The sequence below is a fragment of the Sphingomonas sp. R1 genome, from assembly GCF_025960285.1.
Classification (GTDB): Bacteria; Pseudomonadota; Alphaproteobacteria; order Sphingomonadales; family Sphingomonadaceae; genus Sphingomonas.
On record NZ_CP110111.1, the window covers coordinates 1867909 to 1881957 of the forward strand.

Sequence of the window (14049 nt, forward strand, 5' to 3'; positions counted from 1 at the left end):
GGCGGGATTGCGGCGGAACCGGCTTCGGGCCACATGCGCTCCCGTTTCCGTGACCGTAATCGAAGGGGATCTTCCGTGCCCGCCACGCTTCTCGCCACCCACCGCGTCGAAAAACCCTGGGGCCGCCACAGCCTGTATCCCGGCTTCGCCGATCCCGCCGCAGATGGCGAGCCGGTCGGCGAGGTGTGGTTTCAGACGCCGGGCAATTCGACCCCGGACCTGCTCATCAAATATCTGTTCACCAGCGAGAAACTGTCCGTCCAGGTCCACCCGAACGACGAGCAGGCGCAGGCCGTGGGCCTGCCGCGCGGCAAGGACGAATGCTGGATCATTCTCGATGCCCAGCCCGATTCGACGATCGCGCTCGGCACCAAGCAGCCCACGACCCGCGAGGCGCTGCGCGCCGGCGCGCTCGACGGCTCGATCGAGGACATGCTGGACTGGAAGCCGGTCAAGGCGGGCGATTTCTTCTACTCCGCCTCGGGCACGGTGCACGCGATCGGTGCGGGCATCACGCTGATCGAGGTTCAGCAGAACAGCGAGACCACCTACCGCCTCTATGATTATGGCCGTCCGCGCGAACTGCATCTGGACGAGGGTATCGCCGTTTCGGAGCCGGTGCCCTTCGTGCCGCATCCGATGCCGGGTGCGGTGGCGCCCAATCGCACCATCCTGGTGGAAGGCCCCAAGTTCGTGCTCGAGCGCTGGGAAGGTGGGCATCGCCGCTTCGATCTGCCGGAAGGCACCACCGGCTGGCTGATCCCGGTGAAGGGCGAAGGCGTGGTCGACGGCACCGCGTTCAAGGCGGGCGAATGCCTGACGCTGGAAGGCCATGTCGAACTGGAAGCATCGGTCGGCAGCGACCTGCTCTTCGCCTATCCGGGCGATGCGCGTGTCCCGTCGATGGACGCCGAATGAACCGGGCGTAGTTTCACGTTCACGCAACCTGCTGCCGCGTGCGTACGTTCGGCACGCATCGAAAACGACAAGGAGTTGCTCGATGCGCATGTTGTTCGTTGCCGCCGCGGCGGCGGCCCTGACCCTGCCCACGGTACCGGCGATGGCGCAGGGCTATGGCCACTGGCAGGATCGCGACGCCCATTGGCAGGACCGCGATCATGGCCGCGACCGCGATCGTGACGGTCGCTGGGACAATCGGGGCCGCGGGCCGGGCGATCGCGGCGATTGGCGCCGCTGGCGGAACTACGACTATAACCGCCCTGCCCCGGGCCAGCGGCGCTACTATGCCGACAATTTCTACCGTGACGGCCGCTATTATCAGGAGCGCCGCCTGACGCGGAACGACCGCATCTATCGCGGACGCGACGGTCGCTACTATTGCCGTCGCAATGACGGCACGACCGGCCTGATCGTCGGCGGTGTCGCTGGCGGCCTGTTCGGCAATGCGCTGTCGTCGGGCGGAAACGCGACGCTCGGCACGCTGCTGGGTGCAGCGGCGGGTGCGGCGCTCGGCCAGTCGGTGGACCGCGGCAACGTCCGCTGCCGCTGACGTCGTACAGCGCGCACGAAGAGGGGTCCGGTTCGCCGGGCCCCTTTTTGTTTGCCTAGATAAACCCGCCCGTCAGCATCAGCCGCGCGCCGCTGAGGATGAGGATCAGCAGGTTGAGGTTCCGCCCCGCCGTGCCGCGCGAGAGCATGCCGACCACCGTACCGGTAACCGCGATCGGGAAGGCGATCCAGTTGACCAGCGGCACGAAGGGGAAGGGAATGATCCCCACCAGCGCAAAGGGCAGCGCCACCAGCCCGATCAGCAGCGAAATTGCGTTCAACATGGGCGGCATGTGGGGCACCCACGCTGTACTATCAAGGCAGCACACCGTCTTTTGGTTGCGCATTGCCTGCGCTTCGTCCGCCAGCCTGGCCGTGATATGCCGGCCGTGATCCGCACGCTGCGCCACGAGGTCTGTCATGTCGTTCCCGGCTCTATCGCTCGCCCTCCTGATCGCTGGCACAGCGCCGGGCGAGCGGACGCTCAACGTCCAGTACACCGTGACGAATGTCGGCGGCGGCCTCGGCAATCATGTCGACGAGACGGTGATCTTCGGCATGGTGCCCGGCGGCGCCACGGACCAACGCTTGGTTGCGGAGCGCGTGCGCCGCGACCGCCGCTGGTGCGGAAAGCAGGGCGCCGACGGCAAGTGCGTCGCCACCGACACCCAGGTTCACGATTGGCTGGACGGCGCAACCTGCGCCAAGGTGGCCCCGGCCTTCGCCGCGCTTTGGGCCATCCCGCCCGCCCGCTTCGCGCCCGTGCGGGACTTCGTCATCGTCTCCGACTCGTCCACCGTCACGATCAAGGGCACCACGACGCAGGCGGGCTTTTTCACCGATATCAGCGTCAGCCAGGACGCCGGCGATTTCGCGACATGGTGGCACAATGCGAGCAATAGCTGGAAATCCTGCTGGCAGCAGGCCGCACCGCTCGTGGAAGGTCAAGCGCTCACGCCCCGCCTGTCCCTTCCTGCAGCCCCCGCCTCCTGACGGCCGACACCACGACGGTTCCCCTTTCGCGGAATTCGCGCTAGGGGCGCGGGATGCCCAATCTTTTTCTCGTGATGCTCGGCGGGGCCATCGGCTCCGCGGCCCGCTACGGCGTTGGCCGCTTGGGGCTAGCGCTGCTCGGCCCGGCCTTCCCCTGGGGGACCCTTGCCGTCAACATCCTCGGCGGCTTCCTGATGGGACTGCTCGGCGCCAGCCTGCTGCGCTTCGGCCAGAATGCCGAACAGGCCCGCCTGTTGCTCGGCGTCGGCGTGCTCGGCGGCTTCACCACCTTCTCCTCCTTCTCGCTCGAGACCTTCGCGATGATCGAGCGCGGCGATGCACTCGTCGCGCTTGGCTATGTCCTCGCCTCGGTGATCGGCGCGATCGGCGCGCTGGCGGTCGGCATGACGCTTGCCCGGGCGGTGACGGCATGAGCGGCGAGAACGACGTCCGCCAGTTCACCGTCGGCCTCGACGATGACGGCATCCGGCTCGATCGCTGGTTCAAGCGGCATTTGCCGGACGTGAGCTTCAACCTCGTCTCGCGCTGGGCGCGGACCGGCCAGCTCCGCGTCGACGGATCGCGAGCGCAGCCCGGCGACCGCATCGCCGAGGGCCAAACCATCCGCGTGCCCCCGGCCGAACCGGCCAAGCCTGCCGCGGCGGCGCGTCCCAAATCGAACCGCCCGCCGCTCAGCGCCGAGCAGGTCGAGCTGGCCCAGTCCATGGTCATCCACCGCGACGCCTCGGCGATCGTGCTCAACAAGCCCCCGGGCCTGGCGACGCAGGGCGGCACCAAGACGTTCGAGCATGTCGACGGCCTGCTCGACGCGCTGCAGTTCGAGGCGGAGGGGCGGCCCAAGCTGGTCCACCGGCTCGACAAGGATACCTCGGGCGCGCTGCTGATCGCCCGCTCGGCGCGCGCGGCGGCCTATTTCGCCAAGAGCTTTTCGGGCCGCACCGCGCGGAAAATCTACTGGGCGCTCGTAATGGGCGTACCCGACATCGAGGACGGCTTCATCGAGCTGCCGATCGGCAAGCAGCCGGGCACCGGCGGCGAGAAGATGCAGGTCGACATGGAAGAGGGCTCGCCCGCCCGCACCCGCTACCGGGTCATTGAGCAGGCCGGCAATCGCTGCGCCTGGGTCGAGCTCCAGCCGTTCACCGGCCGCACCCACCAGCTGCGCGTCCACATGGCGGCGATCGGCCACCCGATCGTCGGCGACGGCAAATACGGGCTGCAGGAAGCGTTCCTCACCGGCGGTATCAGCCGCAAGATGCACCTCCATGCGCGGCGCATCCGCATCGACCATCCCGATGGCGGCCGGCTCGACGTCCGGGCGGAGCTGCCGCACCATTTCGCGGAGTCGATGCACACACTGGGCTTCGATCTGTCGGTAGGCAATGCGCTGGAGATCGACGATGGTCCCCCGCCGATGAGCAAGGAACTGCTCAAGCAAAAGGCCAAGGCGCACGCCAAGACCTACCGCAAGGAACGCCGCGGCGAACGCCGGGGCCGCGGGCAGGCGAAGTGACGGCGGCCGGCAAGCAGCGATGAACCGCCTCGCCTTGTTCGATTGCGACGGCACGCTGGTCGACAGTCAGGCGAGCATCTGCCTCGCCATGGAGCATTGCTTCGCCGGCCAGAAGCTCGAGCCCCCGGCCCGCGCCGCGATCCGTCGGATCGTGGGTCTCAGCCTGGTCGAGGCGATCGCCCAGCTGCTGCCGGAGGCGGAGGATGATCTCCACCGCCTTCTCGCCGAGGACTATAAGCGCGCCTATTTCGCGCTGCGTACCTCGGGCCATATCGAGGACGAGCCGCTCTATGACGGCATCCTCGAAGCGATCGAGACGCTGGATGCGAATGGCTGGCTGCTCGGCGTTGCCACCGGCAAGTCGGATCGCGGGCTGATCCGGGTGCTCGAAGCCCATGGCCTGCGCCAGCGCTTCGTCACGCTGCAGACCGCCGACCGGCACCCCTCCAAGCCGCACCCCTCGATGATCGAGACCGCGATCGCCGAAGCAGGCGCGGCCCCGCAAACCACGGTGATGATCGGCGATACCAGCTTCGACATGGCGATGGCCGTCGCAGCCGGAGCGCATCCCCTGGGTGTTGCATGGGGCTACCACACCCCCCATGATCTGCACGCGGCCGGCGCAGTGCGGGTCGTGGAGCATGCGTCGGCGATTCCGGCGCATCTGGAGGCCCTGTGACTGGAGGCTCTGTGACCGACGCCGATCGCCTCGCGCGCAATCGCTATTTCCTGATGATGGGCGCCAATCTGGTGGGGGTGGCCGGCGCGGTGCTGGCACTGCTCCTCCTGGGTCGCTCGCACACCACCGAACTGACGATGCTGGGCATCGCACTGATGCTCGCCTCGTTCTGGGTCATGGCGGCGATCCCCAAGATGCTCGCCCGCCGCTGGAGGACACCCCCCGACGCATGAAACGTTTCTGGAAGACCGTGACGATCGCTGACGGCGCGATCGAACTCGATGGCCGCCCGGTCCGCACCCCTGCCCGCGCGCTGCTGACGCTGCCGACGCCCCAGCTGGCCGAAGCGGTGGCCGAGGAGTGGCGCAGTGTCGGCGACGAGCTCGATCCGCGCGCCATGCCGCTGACCGGCCTCGCCAACGCTGCGATCGACCAGATCGCGCCGAACCCTGCGCCCTTCGCGGCGGACCTCGCCCGCTATGGCGAAAGCGATCTGCTCTGCTACCGCGCGGAAATGCCGGAACCGCTTGTCGAGCGCCAGGCCGCCCAGTGGGATCCGCTGCTCGACTGGGCACGCACCCGCTACGACGCACATTTCGAGACAACGGCGGGCATCATGCACCGCCCCCAGCCGCCCGCGACGATCGCACGGCTGCAGGAGGTGGTCGCGGCGCTCGATCCGTTCCGTCTCGCGGCGCTGAGCCCGGTGGTGACGATCAGCGGCTCGCTGGTCGCGGCGCTGGCGCTGCTGGAAGGCGCGGCCGATCGCGACACCGTGTGGCGCGCGGCCCAGCTCGACGAAGACTGGCAGGCGGAGCAATGGGGCGAGGACGAGCTCGCCACGCGCGCGCGCAACGTCCGCCGCGCCGATTTCGACGCAGCGGTACGATTTCTCAGCCTTCTCTAAGGCGCCTCAAAGGACGTCGGAAGATTCCCCGGTCGGGTCGCCGCGCTTCATCAGGCCGCGGATGAAGCCGATCAGGCCGGTCTGGCGCGAGCGCTTGAGGCGCTCGGCCTTGAGGATGGTGTGGACCGCCTCGAAGCATTTGTCGGCATCGTCGTTGACCAGGACATAGTCATAGCCGTCCCAGTGGCTCACCTCGTTCGAGGCGCGCGCCATGCGGTGAGCGATCACCTCGGGCGAATCGGTCTGGCGACCTTCGAGGCGGCGGTGGAGTTCGGCCATCGACGGCGGCAGGATGAACACGCGCACCACGTCGCCGCCCATCGTCTGGTGGAGCTGCTGCGCGCCCTGCCAGTCGATGTCGAACAGCATGTCGCGGCCGGTGGCGAGCACCGCATCGACCGGCCCCTTGGGCGTGCCGTAGCGATGCTTGAAGACGTGCGCCCATTCGATGAAATGGTGCTGTGAGACCATCTCGCGGAACCGCTCGACGTCGACGAACGTATAGTCGACCCCGTTCACCTCACCCGGACGTGGCTCGCGGGTCGTGACCGATACGGAGACCGCAAGGTCGGGTTCGGCCGCAAGCAGCTTGCGGGCGATCGTCGACTTGCCGGCGCCCGAGGGCGAGGAAAGGACAAACAAAACCCCGCGGCGATGGAATCCATGCGGGTCGTTCTGGTGCGTATGGGCCATGCGGGCCTTTGGCGTAGCGACACCCGGGCCGTCAAGCCCGAGTGCCGCAGCGCATCACGCGCCGAGGCCCGTATCGGGACCGTGCTCGGTGGTAAGCTTGCGCTTGAGATAGGCGGCACCCATCGCGCCCGCGCCGAGCACAAATGCCGCCGGCACCACGCGCTTGGCGACTTCCCAGGTCGCGACGCCAACGACCGCACCCAGGGTGCCGCCCTCGCCGTCCCGCTGGTCGATCTTGCTGCCGATCCAGCCCGCAATCAACTTGCCGATCATCGTCTTCTCCTTCGTCGCAAGAACGGTGGTGCGGCGGCGGCGTTCCCGCCGCTCGCCGCAGTTCGTTACCGGCCGATCATCGTCTCGGGGCGGACGAATTGGTCGAAGGTCGCTTCGTCGACCAGCCCGAGCGCCAGCCCCGATTCCTTTAGCGTAAGGCCCTTCTCATGCGCGTTCTTGGCGATCTTTGCGGCGTTGTCATAGCCGATCGCCGGGGCCAGCGCGGTTACCAGCATCAGCGAGCGATCGACCAGTTCCTTGATCCGCGCCTCGTTCGCGACCGCGCCGTCCACCGCACGCTCGGCGAAGTTGGTCATGCCGATCGCCATGAGGGTGATCGAGCGCAGCACATTGGCACCGATCAGCGGCTTGAAGACGTTGAGTTCGAAATGACCCTGCATGCCGCCCACGGTGACGGCCGCGTGATTGCCGATCACCTGCGCGGCGACCATCGTCAGCGATTCGCTCTGGGTCGGGTTGACCTTGCCCGGCATGATCGAGCTGCCCGGCTCGTTCGCCGGCAGCTCCAGCTCGCCCAGCCCCGAGCGCGGGCCCGAGCCCAGCAGCCGGATGTCGTTGGCGATCTTGGTGAGCGAGACCGCCAGCGTGTTGCAGACGCCCGACAGGTTCACCAGCTGGTCCTTGGTCGCCAGCATCTCGAACTTGTTGGCCGCCGAGACGAAGGGCAACCCGGTGATCTTGGCGATCTCCGCCGCCACGTCCTCGGCATAGTGTGGCGGGGAATTGAGTCCCGTGCCCACCGCCGTGCCGCCCAGCGCCAGCTTGAAGATGTCCAGCTCGAGCACGCTCTGGAACCGCGCCCGCGCCGAGGCGAGCATCGCGGCATAGCCGGAGAATTCCTGGCCCAGCGTCAGCGGCGTCGCGTCCTGGAGGTGGGTGCGGCCGATCTTGACGATATGGTCCCAATCGTGCGCCTTGCGGTCGAGCGCGGTGTGCAGCCGCTCCAGCGCCGGGAACAGGTCCAGCGTCACTGCCCGGGCGGCGGCGATGTGCAGCGCGGTCGGGAAGCTGTCGTTCGACGACTGCGCCATGTTGACGTGATCGTTGGGATGGATGGGGTTCTTGCCGCCGCGATTTCCCGTGAGGATCTCGTTGGCGCGGCCGGCAATCACCTCGTTGACGTTCATGTTGGTCTGGGTGCCGCTGCCGGTCTGCCAAATCACCAGCGGGAACTGGTCGTCGAGCTTGCCGTCGATCACTTCCTGCGCGACCTGGTCGATCACCTGCGCGATCCTGGGGTCGAGCCCGTGCTTCACGTTTACGCGCGCCGCTGCCTGCTTCACGATGGCTTGCGCGTGGACGATGCCGATCGGCATCCGCTCCTCGGTCCCGAACGGGAAGTTCTGGATCGATCGCTGGGTCTGCGCGCCCCAATAGGCGTCGGCGGGAACCTCGATCGCGCCGATCGAATCGGTTTCGGTGCGCGTGCTCGTCACTGCTTTTCTCCGCTTGTTCCTGCGCGATGTAGGCCTGCTGCCCGTCCCCACAAGCCGTACGATGGCTGTATCGGCAGCGTTGGCTGCCAAGCTGCCGGAAACACTTGGTAACTTGCCTTGATGAACGCACCGCGCGCAAAGACGGCCGGCCACCGGCGGCGACAGCCGGGGCGACCGCAGGAGAAGAGCCATGATCCTCGTTCTGGGGCTTCTGTTCGCCGCCCCTCCCTCCGAAATCCCGCACCGCGTGCGCATCGACCATCCCGCCGGCCCGGTCCACGCCGAGTATCGGCCCCGCCTCGACATTCGCCAAACGCAGCTCGGCGTGGCCGGTCCGGGCGGCCGAAGCTCGACGCTGCGCTGCCGATGGCAGGTCGATCTGATGGTGGATCGCCGGGCCCAGCACGCATCCGGCACGCTGCAGCGCGCGCTGCGGAAGGATGCTATCGCCGCCGGCAGTCGTCCCGGCTGGTGCACCGCCAACCGCGCCGCCATCACAAAGGACATTGCCAGCGCAACCAGGGACATGCGAGGCGCCGTGGAAGCGCTCGCCGGCCAGGATGACCGGGTGCTGCGCGCCGAACTCGACCAGATAGGAACCGGTACCAGTTGATGCGTATCCCGCTACCCCTCGCCGCGCTTGCGGCGCTCGCTTGCCCACTCGCCGCCCAGGCACAGGTGCTGCCCAAGGTTTCAGGCGGCGTCGAACTATCGACGGACGAAAGCCGACGCGGCCTCAGCTGGAGCGAGAACCAGCTAAGCGCTTCGGCCGACGCCGCGGCGGGCATTCTCGGCTTCGATGCTTCGGCGCGGGTGGCGATTGTGCGTGAGTCCAGCCGGCATGCCGGGGCGGACACCGTGTTCGATCTGGAGGCCGGGCGCCGCTTCGGCATCGGCGCGGTCAATCTGCGCGGGTTCGTCACCGGCCATGTCTTCACCGGCGCTGCCCGCAACATGGACTATGTCGAAGTCGGCGCGGACGGCAACTTCTCGTTCGGCCCGCTGCGCCTGAACGGCGGCGCGGTCTATGCGCCGGACCAGGGACCGATCGGCGGCGACAATCTCTATGTGCATGCGGGCGCCGCGGTCGGCATCCCGTCGACGCCGTTCACCGTCTCCGGCGCGGTGGGCCATACGACGGGAAGCACCGACGATGCACGCGCCGCCCGCCTGCGCCCCGCCGGCGACTACACCGATTGGCGGATCGGGGTGGAACATGTCACCGGCCCGCTGACGCTGGGGGTCGATTATGTCGGCACGGACATCGACACACATCGCGCCGTATCCTCGCCCTATGCGGACCTGCGGCACGCGGGCAACCGCGTGCTGGGCCGCGCGCGGCTGTCGTTCTAAAACCCTGTGCACCTCTCGTCCCCCTGCCGCATGCGGGAGGGGGACAAAGAAACCTGCAAAGGTCTTCTAGCGTGCCTCGCCGCCGGGCACCGCGACGTCCGCAACCGCCGTCACCTGGTGGCCGCTGGCGAAGCGCAACGTCAGCGGCACTTTCTCGCCGGCGTGGACGTTCGAGACCACGCCGAACAGCATGACATGCTTCCCGCCCGGGGCGAACTTCACCTGAGTGCCCACCGGCAGATCCAGGCTGGCGATCTGGGTCATCTTGACGATGCCGCCGACATCCTTGGTGCTGTCATGCATTTCGGCGCGGTCCGCGGCGCGCGTGGACACGGACACGAGCGTTTCCGCCTCGCGGCCGCCATGCAGTGTGAAATACGCCGCCCCCGGCTGGCCGGCCACGGCGGGCAAGCGGATCCAGGCGCCGTCCACCTTCACGCCGTCCGCCTGGGGCGAGCACGCCCCCAGCACCAGAACCGTCAAAAGCCCCGCCAGAGTGCGCATTCGCCATCCTCCCTCTTTGATTTGGGAAATCTTGTAGAAACCCTGCCGTCTTGCGGCAAGGCACGACGCACCTATATCCCCCCTCGGACATCTGGACGGCGGTCGCCTCTTCTGGGGCCGGAATCCGGATAACGCTTTTAAACCCTTTTGTTTCGATTGTGGGGGCCAACGAGGACCATGGCTAAAGTTATCGGTATCGACCTGGGCACGACCAACAGCTGCGTCGCCGTGATGGAAGGCGGCAAGCCCAAGGTCATCGAGAATGTCGAAGGCGCACGCACCACGCCGTCGATCGTCGCCTTCGCCAAGGATGGCGAGCGGCTGATCGGCCAGCCGGCCAAGCGCCAGGCGGTGACCAACCCGGACAGCACCATCTTCGCGGTGAAGCGCCTGATCGGCCGCCGCTTCGACGACCCCGTGACCAAGAAGGACACCGAGCTGGTGCCCTACACGATCGCGCGCGGTCCGAACGGCGACGCATGGGTCAAGGCCGGCGGCGAAGAATACAGCCCGTCGCAGATCTCGGCCTTCATCCTGCAGAAGATGAAGGAAACCGCCGAATCCTACCTCGGCGAGAGCGTGACGCAGGCCGTGATCACCGTGCCGGCCTATTTCAACGACGCCCAGCGCCAGGCGACCAAGGACGCCGGCAAGATCGCTGGCCTCGAAGTGCTGCGCATCATCAACGAGCCGACCGCGGCGGCGCTCGCCTATGGCCTCGACAAGGACAACAACAAGACCATCGCGGTCTATGACCTTGGCGGCGGCACCTTCGACATCTCCGTCCTCGAAATCGGCGACGGCGTGTTCGAGGTGAAGGCGACCAACGGCGACACCTTCCTCGGCGGCGAGGACTTCGACTCGACGATCGTCCAGTATCTGGCCGACGAGTTCAAGAAGGTCGAAGGCATCGACCTGACCAAGGACAAGCTGGCGCTGCAGCGCCTGAAGGAAGCGGCAGAGAAGGCGAAGATCGAGCTGAGCTCGGCGCAGACCACCGAGGTCAACCTGCCCTTCATCACCGCCGACCAGAACGGTCCGAAGCATCTGGTGAAGAACATCACCCGCGCCGATCTCGAGCGGCTGGTCGATGACCTGATCAAGCGCACCCTCGAGCCGTGCCGCAAGGCGCTGGCCGATGCTGGCGTCAAGGCCGATGCGATCGACGAGGTCGTGCTCGTCGGCGGCATGACCCGCATGCCCAAGGTCCGCCAGATCGTGAAGGACTTCTTCGGCAAGGAGCCGCACACCGGCGTGAACCCGGACGAAGTCGTCGCGATCGGCGCGGCGATCCAGGCGGGCGTGCTCCAGGGCGACGTCAAGGACGTGCTGCTGCTCGACGTGACCCCGCTGAGCCTCGGCATCGAGACGCTGGGCGGCGTGTTCACCCGCATGATCGATCGCAACACCACGATCCCGACCAAGAAGAGCCAGGTCTATTCGACTGCCGATGACAATCAGCAGGCGGTGACGATCCGCGTCTTCCAGGGCGAGCGCGAGATGGCGGCCGACAACAAGATGCTCGGCCAGTTCGACCTGGTCGGCATCCCGCCGGCACCACGCGGCGTGCCGCAGATCGAAGTCACCTTCGACATCGACGCCAACGGCATCGTCAACGTGTCCGCCAAGGACAAGGGCACCGGCAAGGAACAGCAGATCCGCATCCAGGCCTCGGGCGGCCTTTCGGACGGCGACATCGAGCAGATGGTGCGCGATGCCGAGAAGTTTGCCGAGGAAGACAAGAAGCGTCGTGCCGCGGCGGAAGCCAAGAACAACGCCGAAAGCCTCGTCCACACGACGGAGCGCCAGCTCCAGGAGAATGGCGACAAGGTCGACGCGGCGCTGAAGGGCGAGATCGAGGCGGCGATCGCCGAGACCAAGTCGGCGATCGAGAGCGGCGATGCCGATGCGATGACCGCCAAGGCCCAGAACCTCGCCCAGGTGGCGATGAAGCTCGGCCAGGCGATCTACGAGAAGCAGGCTGCCGAAAACTCCTCGCCGAACGCGGGCGCCGCGGCCGGCAGCGAAGCCGGTGGCGAGGAAGTGGTCGACGCCGAGTTCTCGGAAGTGGACGACAACAAGGCGTAACGAACGCCCCTCCCTCTCCCCGCCGGGGAGAGGGCCGGGGATGGGGGGAGCGGGCATGGTCGATGCGATCCGGCATCGGCTTGGTCTCTCTCCCTGTCCCTTGATGGGGAGAGGGCTTGCTGGATGACCACCGAAGTCGATTATTACGAACTGCTCGAAGTCGAGCGCAGCGCGGACGATGCGACGATCAAGTCGTCCTACCGCAAGCTCGCGATGAAATATCACCCGGACAAGAATGCCGGGTGCAAGGATTCCGAGGCGAAGTTCAAGGCGATCAGCGAAGCCTATGACTGCCTGAAGGATCCCCAGAAGCGCGCGGCGTACGACCGCTTCGGCCATGCCGCGTTCCAGAACGGCGGCGGCGGCCATGCCGGCGGCCAGGGCGATTTCGGCGCGTTCAGCGACATTTTCGAAAGCGTGTTCGGCGAATTCATGGGCGGCGGGCGCGGCGGCGGCCGGCCCCAGCGGCGCGGCGCGGACCTGCGCTACGACATGGAAATCTCGCTCGAGCAGGCGTTCCACGGCCATTCGACCGACATCACCATCGACGTCTCTGGCCCCTGCGACAGCTGCAACGGCTCGGGTGCCACGCCCGGCACCAAGGCCAAGACCTGCACCACCTGCGCCGGCCACGGCAAGGTGCGCGCGCAGCAGGGCTTCTTCATGGTCGAGCGCACCTGCCCCACCTGCCACGGCGCCGGCGAGGTGATCGCCGAGCCCTGCCGCAGCTGCCGCGGCGAGGGCCGGACCGACAAGACCAAGACGCTCAAGATCGAGATTCCGCCCGGCGTCGACGAAGGCACCCGCATCCGCCTGACCGGCGAGGGCGAGGCCGGCGCGCGCGGGGCACCGGCGGGCGATCTCTACATCTTCCTCCATGTGACGCGCCATTCGCTCTACGAGCGCCAGGGCACGACGCTGTACGCCAATGCGCCGATCAGCTTCACCACCGCGGCACTGGGCGGCGAGATCCGCATTCCGGGGCTCGATGGCGAAGAGCATGTGATCAAGATCCACGCCGGCACCCAGTCCGGACGCGAGATGCGCCATCGCGGCGCCGGCATGCCGGTGCTGCAGGGACGCGGCCGCGGCGACCTCGTCGTGCGGCTGGAGGTCGAGACGCCGACCAAGCTGACGGCCAAGCAGCGCGAACTGCTCGAGGAATTCCGCAAGACCGAAACGGGCGAGGAATGCCCGCAGTCGAGCGGCTTCTTCGCCAAGCTGAAGGCGGCGCTCGGTTGAGCTTGGAAGCAGTGGGTCCGTCCTACCAGCCGTCATTCCGGCGAAAGCCGGAATCCATTGGGGTCACCGTCACGGCTCTTGCCGGACCGGAGTGCCGAATGGATCCCGGCTTCCGCCGGGATGACAGCAAAAAGGTTGTCGCATGACGCCCCGCGAACTGCTCGATACCGCCGACGTCCCCGGCGGCGAACCGCTGCGGCTGTTCCGCCGGGGCGACGATCACATGATCGTGCTCGAGCGCAATGAGCTGATGAACAGCCGGATGAGCGGTTCGGAAGAAGCGCTGGCGGTGATGACGCTCGAACGGCTCGGCAAGCGCGAGGCGCGGGTGCTGATCGGCGGATACGGCATGGGCTTCACGCTCCGCGCGGCGCTTGGCGTGCTCGGTGGCAACGCCAGGGTAACGGTGGCCGAACTCGTCCCCAAGATCGTCGACTGGGCGCGCGGGCCGATGGCGGCGCTCACCAACGGGTGCCTCGACGATCCGCGCGTGAAGGTGGTGTTCGACGATGTCGGGCGGGTGATCGCCGACGGGCAGAATGCCTATGACGCGATCCTGCTCGACGTCGACAACGGCCCCGACGGGCTGACCCGGGTGGGCAACGACAGCCTCTATTCGATGCGCGGCCTCGATTTCGCGAGGCAAGCGCTCCGCCCCGGCGGCATCCTCGCGGTGTGGTCGGCAGCGCCCGACCCGGCCTTCGCTCGCAGGATGCGCGACAGCGGGTTCCAGGTCGAGGAAGTCGCCGTCCGCGCCCGCCAGAACGGCAAGGGCCCGCGCCACGTGATCTGGTTCGGCAAGCGCAGGTGATCCCGC

18 protein-coding genes are annotated in these 14049 nt (G+C 67.4%); 13 read left to right on the top strand and 5 right to left on the bottom strand.

Annotation, left to right across the window (positions count from 1 at the left end; all coding sequences use genetic code 11):
• The first annotated feature begins 75 nt into the window (after positions 1-75).
• Both OIM94_RS09080 and OIM94_RS09085 read left to right on the top strand, forming a co-directional pair.
• Positions 76-918, top strand: a complete 843-nt coding sequence (locus OIM94_RS09080) for a class I mannose-6-phosphate isomerase (RefSeq protein WP_264609736.1) — start codon at positions 76-78, stop codon at positions 916-918.
• Positions 919-1000: 82 nt separating this feature from the next.
• Entirely contained in the window at positions 1001-1510 is a 510-nt protein-coding gene (locus OIM94_RS09085) for a glycine zipper 2TM domain-containing protein (protein WP_264609737.1), read from the top strand.
• Between the two features lie 55 nt (positions 1511-1565).
• Here the strand turns inward: OIM94_RS09085 and OIM94_RS09090 are convergent, their stop codons facing one another.
• Positions 1566-1793: a hypothetical protein gene (locus OIM94_RS09090; protein ID WP_264609738.1), complete on the bottom strand. Its 228-nt coding sequence runs from the start codon at positions 1791-1793 to the stop codon at positions 1566-1568.
• A 136-nt stretch (positions 1794-1929) separates the two neighbouring features.
• Here OIM94_RS09090 and OIM94_RS09095 point away from each other — a divergent pair, with 136 nt between their 5' ends.
• Genes OIM94_RS09095 through OIM94_RS09120 form a run of 6 tightly spaced genes read left to right on the top strand, consistent with a single transcriptional unit; the run spans position 1930 to position 5622 of the window.
• Entirely contained in the window at positions 1930-2502 is a 573-nt protein-coding gene (locus tag OIM94_RS09095) for a hypothetical protein (protein WP_264609739.1), read from the top strand.
• A 53-nt stretch (positions 2503-2555) separates the two neighbouring features.
• Positions 2556-2936: a fluoride efflux transporter CrcB gene (crcB, locus tag OIM94_RS09100; protein WP_264609740.1), complete on the top strand. Its 381-nt coding sequence runs from the start codon at positions 2556-2558 to the stop codon at positions 2934-2936.
• On the top strand, positions 2933-4036 hold the full coding sequence (locus OIM94_RS09105) for an RluA family pseudouridine synthase (protein WP_264609741.1): 1104 nt from the start codon (positions 2933-2935) through the stop codon (positions 4034-4036). The genes crcB and OIM94_RS09105 overlap by 4 nt, the downstream gene beginning before the upstream one ends.
• A gap of 19 nt (positions 4037-4055) precedes the next feature.
• Positions 4056-4715 carry an HAD-IA family hydrolase gene (locus OIM94_RS09110; protein ID WP_264609742.1) on the top strand — a complete coding sequence of 220 codons (660 nt, stop codon included), beginning with the start codon at positions 4056-4058 and terminating at the stop codon, positions 4713-4715.
• Positions 4712-4948: a hypothetical protein gene (locus OIM94_RS09115; RefSeq protein WP_264609743.1), complete on the top strand. Its 237-nt coding sequence runs from the start codon at positions 4712-4714 to the stop codon at positions 4946-4948. Before OIM94_RS09110 ends, OIM94_RS09115 begins: the two co-directional genes overlap by 4 nt.
• Positions 4945-5622 (top strand): ATP12 family chaperone protein, encoded by a 678-nt coding sequence (locus OIM94_RS09120; RefSeq protein WP_264609744.1) that lies wholly within the window; start codon positions 4945-4947, stop codon positions 5620-5622. The genes OIM94_RS09115 and OIM94_RS09120 overlap by 4 nt, the downstream gene beginning before the upstream one ends.
• A 6-nt stretch (positions 5623-5628) precedes the next feature.
• On the opposite strand, the gene gmk is transcribed toward OIM94_RS09120, so the two are convergent.
• The 3 genes from gmk to fumC all read right to left on the bottom strand — a co-directional run bounded on the left by gmk (position 5629) and on the right by fumC (position 8045).
• On the bottom strand, positions 5629-6315 hold the full coding sequence (gmk, locus tag OIM94_RS09125; protein ID WP_264609745.1) for a guanylate kinase: 687 nt from the start codon (positions 6313-6315) through the stop codon (positions 5629-5631).
• A 54-nt stretch (positions 6316-6369) separates the two neighbouring features.
• A complete protein-coding gene (locus tag OIM94_RS09130) occupies positions 6370-6588 on the bottom strand; it encodes a hypothetical protein (protein WP_264609746.1) in 219 nt (72 codons plus the stop codon).
• Between the two features lie 65 nt (positions 6589-6653).
• Entirely contained in the window at positions 6654-8045 is a 1392-nt protein-coding gene (gene fumC, locus OIM94_RS09135; protein WP_264609747.1) for a class II fumarate hydratase, read from the bottom strand.
• 190 nt (positions 8046-8235) lie between these two features.
• Between fumC and OIM94_RS09140 the strand changes: the two genes are divergently transcribed.
• Both OIM94_RS09140 and OIM94_RS09145 read left to right on the top strand, forming a co-directional pair.
• Positions 8236-8658 (top strand): hypothetical protein, encoded by a 423-nt coding sequence (locus OIM94_RS09140; protein ID WP_264609748.1) that lies wholly within the window; start codon positions 8236-8238, stop codon positions 8656-8658.
• The gene (locus OIM94_RS09145) at positions 8658-9398 is read left to right on the top strand and encodes a TorF family putative porin (RefSeq protein WP_264609749.1); all 741 of its coding nucleotides are present in this window, start codon (positions 8658-8660) and stop codon (positions 9396-9398) included. The genes OIM94_RS09140 and OIM94_RS09145 overlap by 1 nt, the downstream gene beginning before the upstream one ends.
• Positions 9399-9464: 66 nt before the next feature.
• On the opposite strand, the gene OIM94_RS09150 is transcribed toward OIM94_RS09145, so the two are convergent.
• Complete coding sequence (locus OIM94_RS09150; protein WP_264609750.1) at positions 9465-9902, bottom strand: copper chaperone PCu(A)C; 438 nt, start codon at positions 9900-9902, stop codon at positions 9465-9467.
• 177 nt (positions 9903-10079) lie between these two features.
• Between OIM94_RS09150 and dnaK the strand changes: the two genes are divergently transcribed.
• The 3 genes from dnaK to OIM94_RS09165 all read left to right on the top strand — a co-directional run bounded on the left by dnaK (position 10080) and on the right by OIM94_RS09165 (position 14043).
• The gene (gene dnaK / locus OIM94_RS09155) at positions 10080-11990 is read left to right on the top strand and encodes a molecular chaperone DnaK (protein ID WP_264609751.1); all 1911 of its coding nucleotides are present in this window, start codon (positions 10080-10082) and stop codon (positions 11988-11990) included.
• A gap of 123 nt (positions 11991-12113) precedes the next feature.
• Positions 12114-13232, top strand: a complete 1119-nt coding sequence (gene dnaJ / locus OIM94_RS09160) for a molecular chaperone DnaJ (RefSeq protein ID WP_264609752.1) — start codon at positions 12114-12116, stop codon at positions 13230-13232.
• Between the two features lie 142 nt (positions 13233-13374).
• Positions 13375-14043 (top strand): spermidine synthase, encoded by a 669-nt coding sequence (locus OIM94_RS09165; RefSeq protein ID WP_264609753.1) that lies wholly within the window; start codon positions 13375-13377, stop codon positions 14041-14043.
• The last annotated feature ends 6 nt before the right edge of the window (positions 14044-14049 follow it).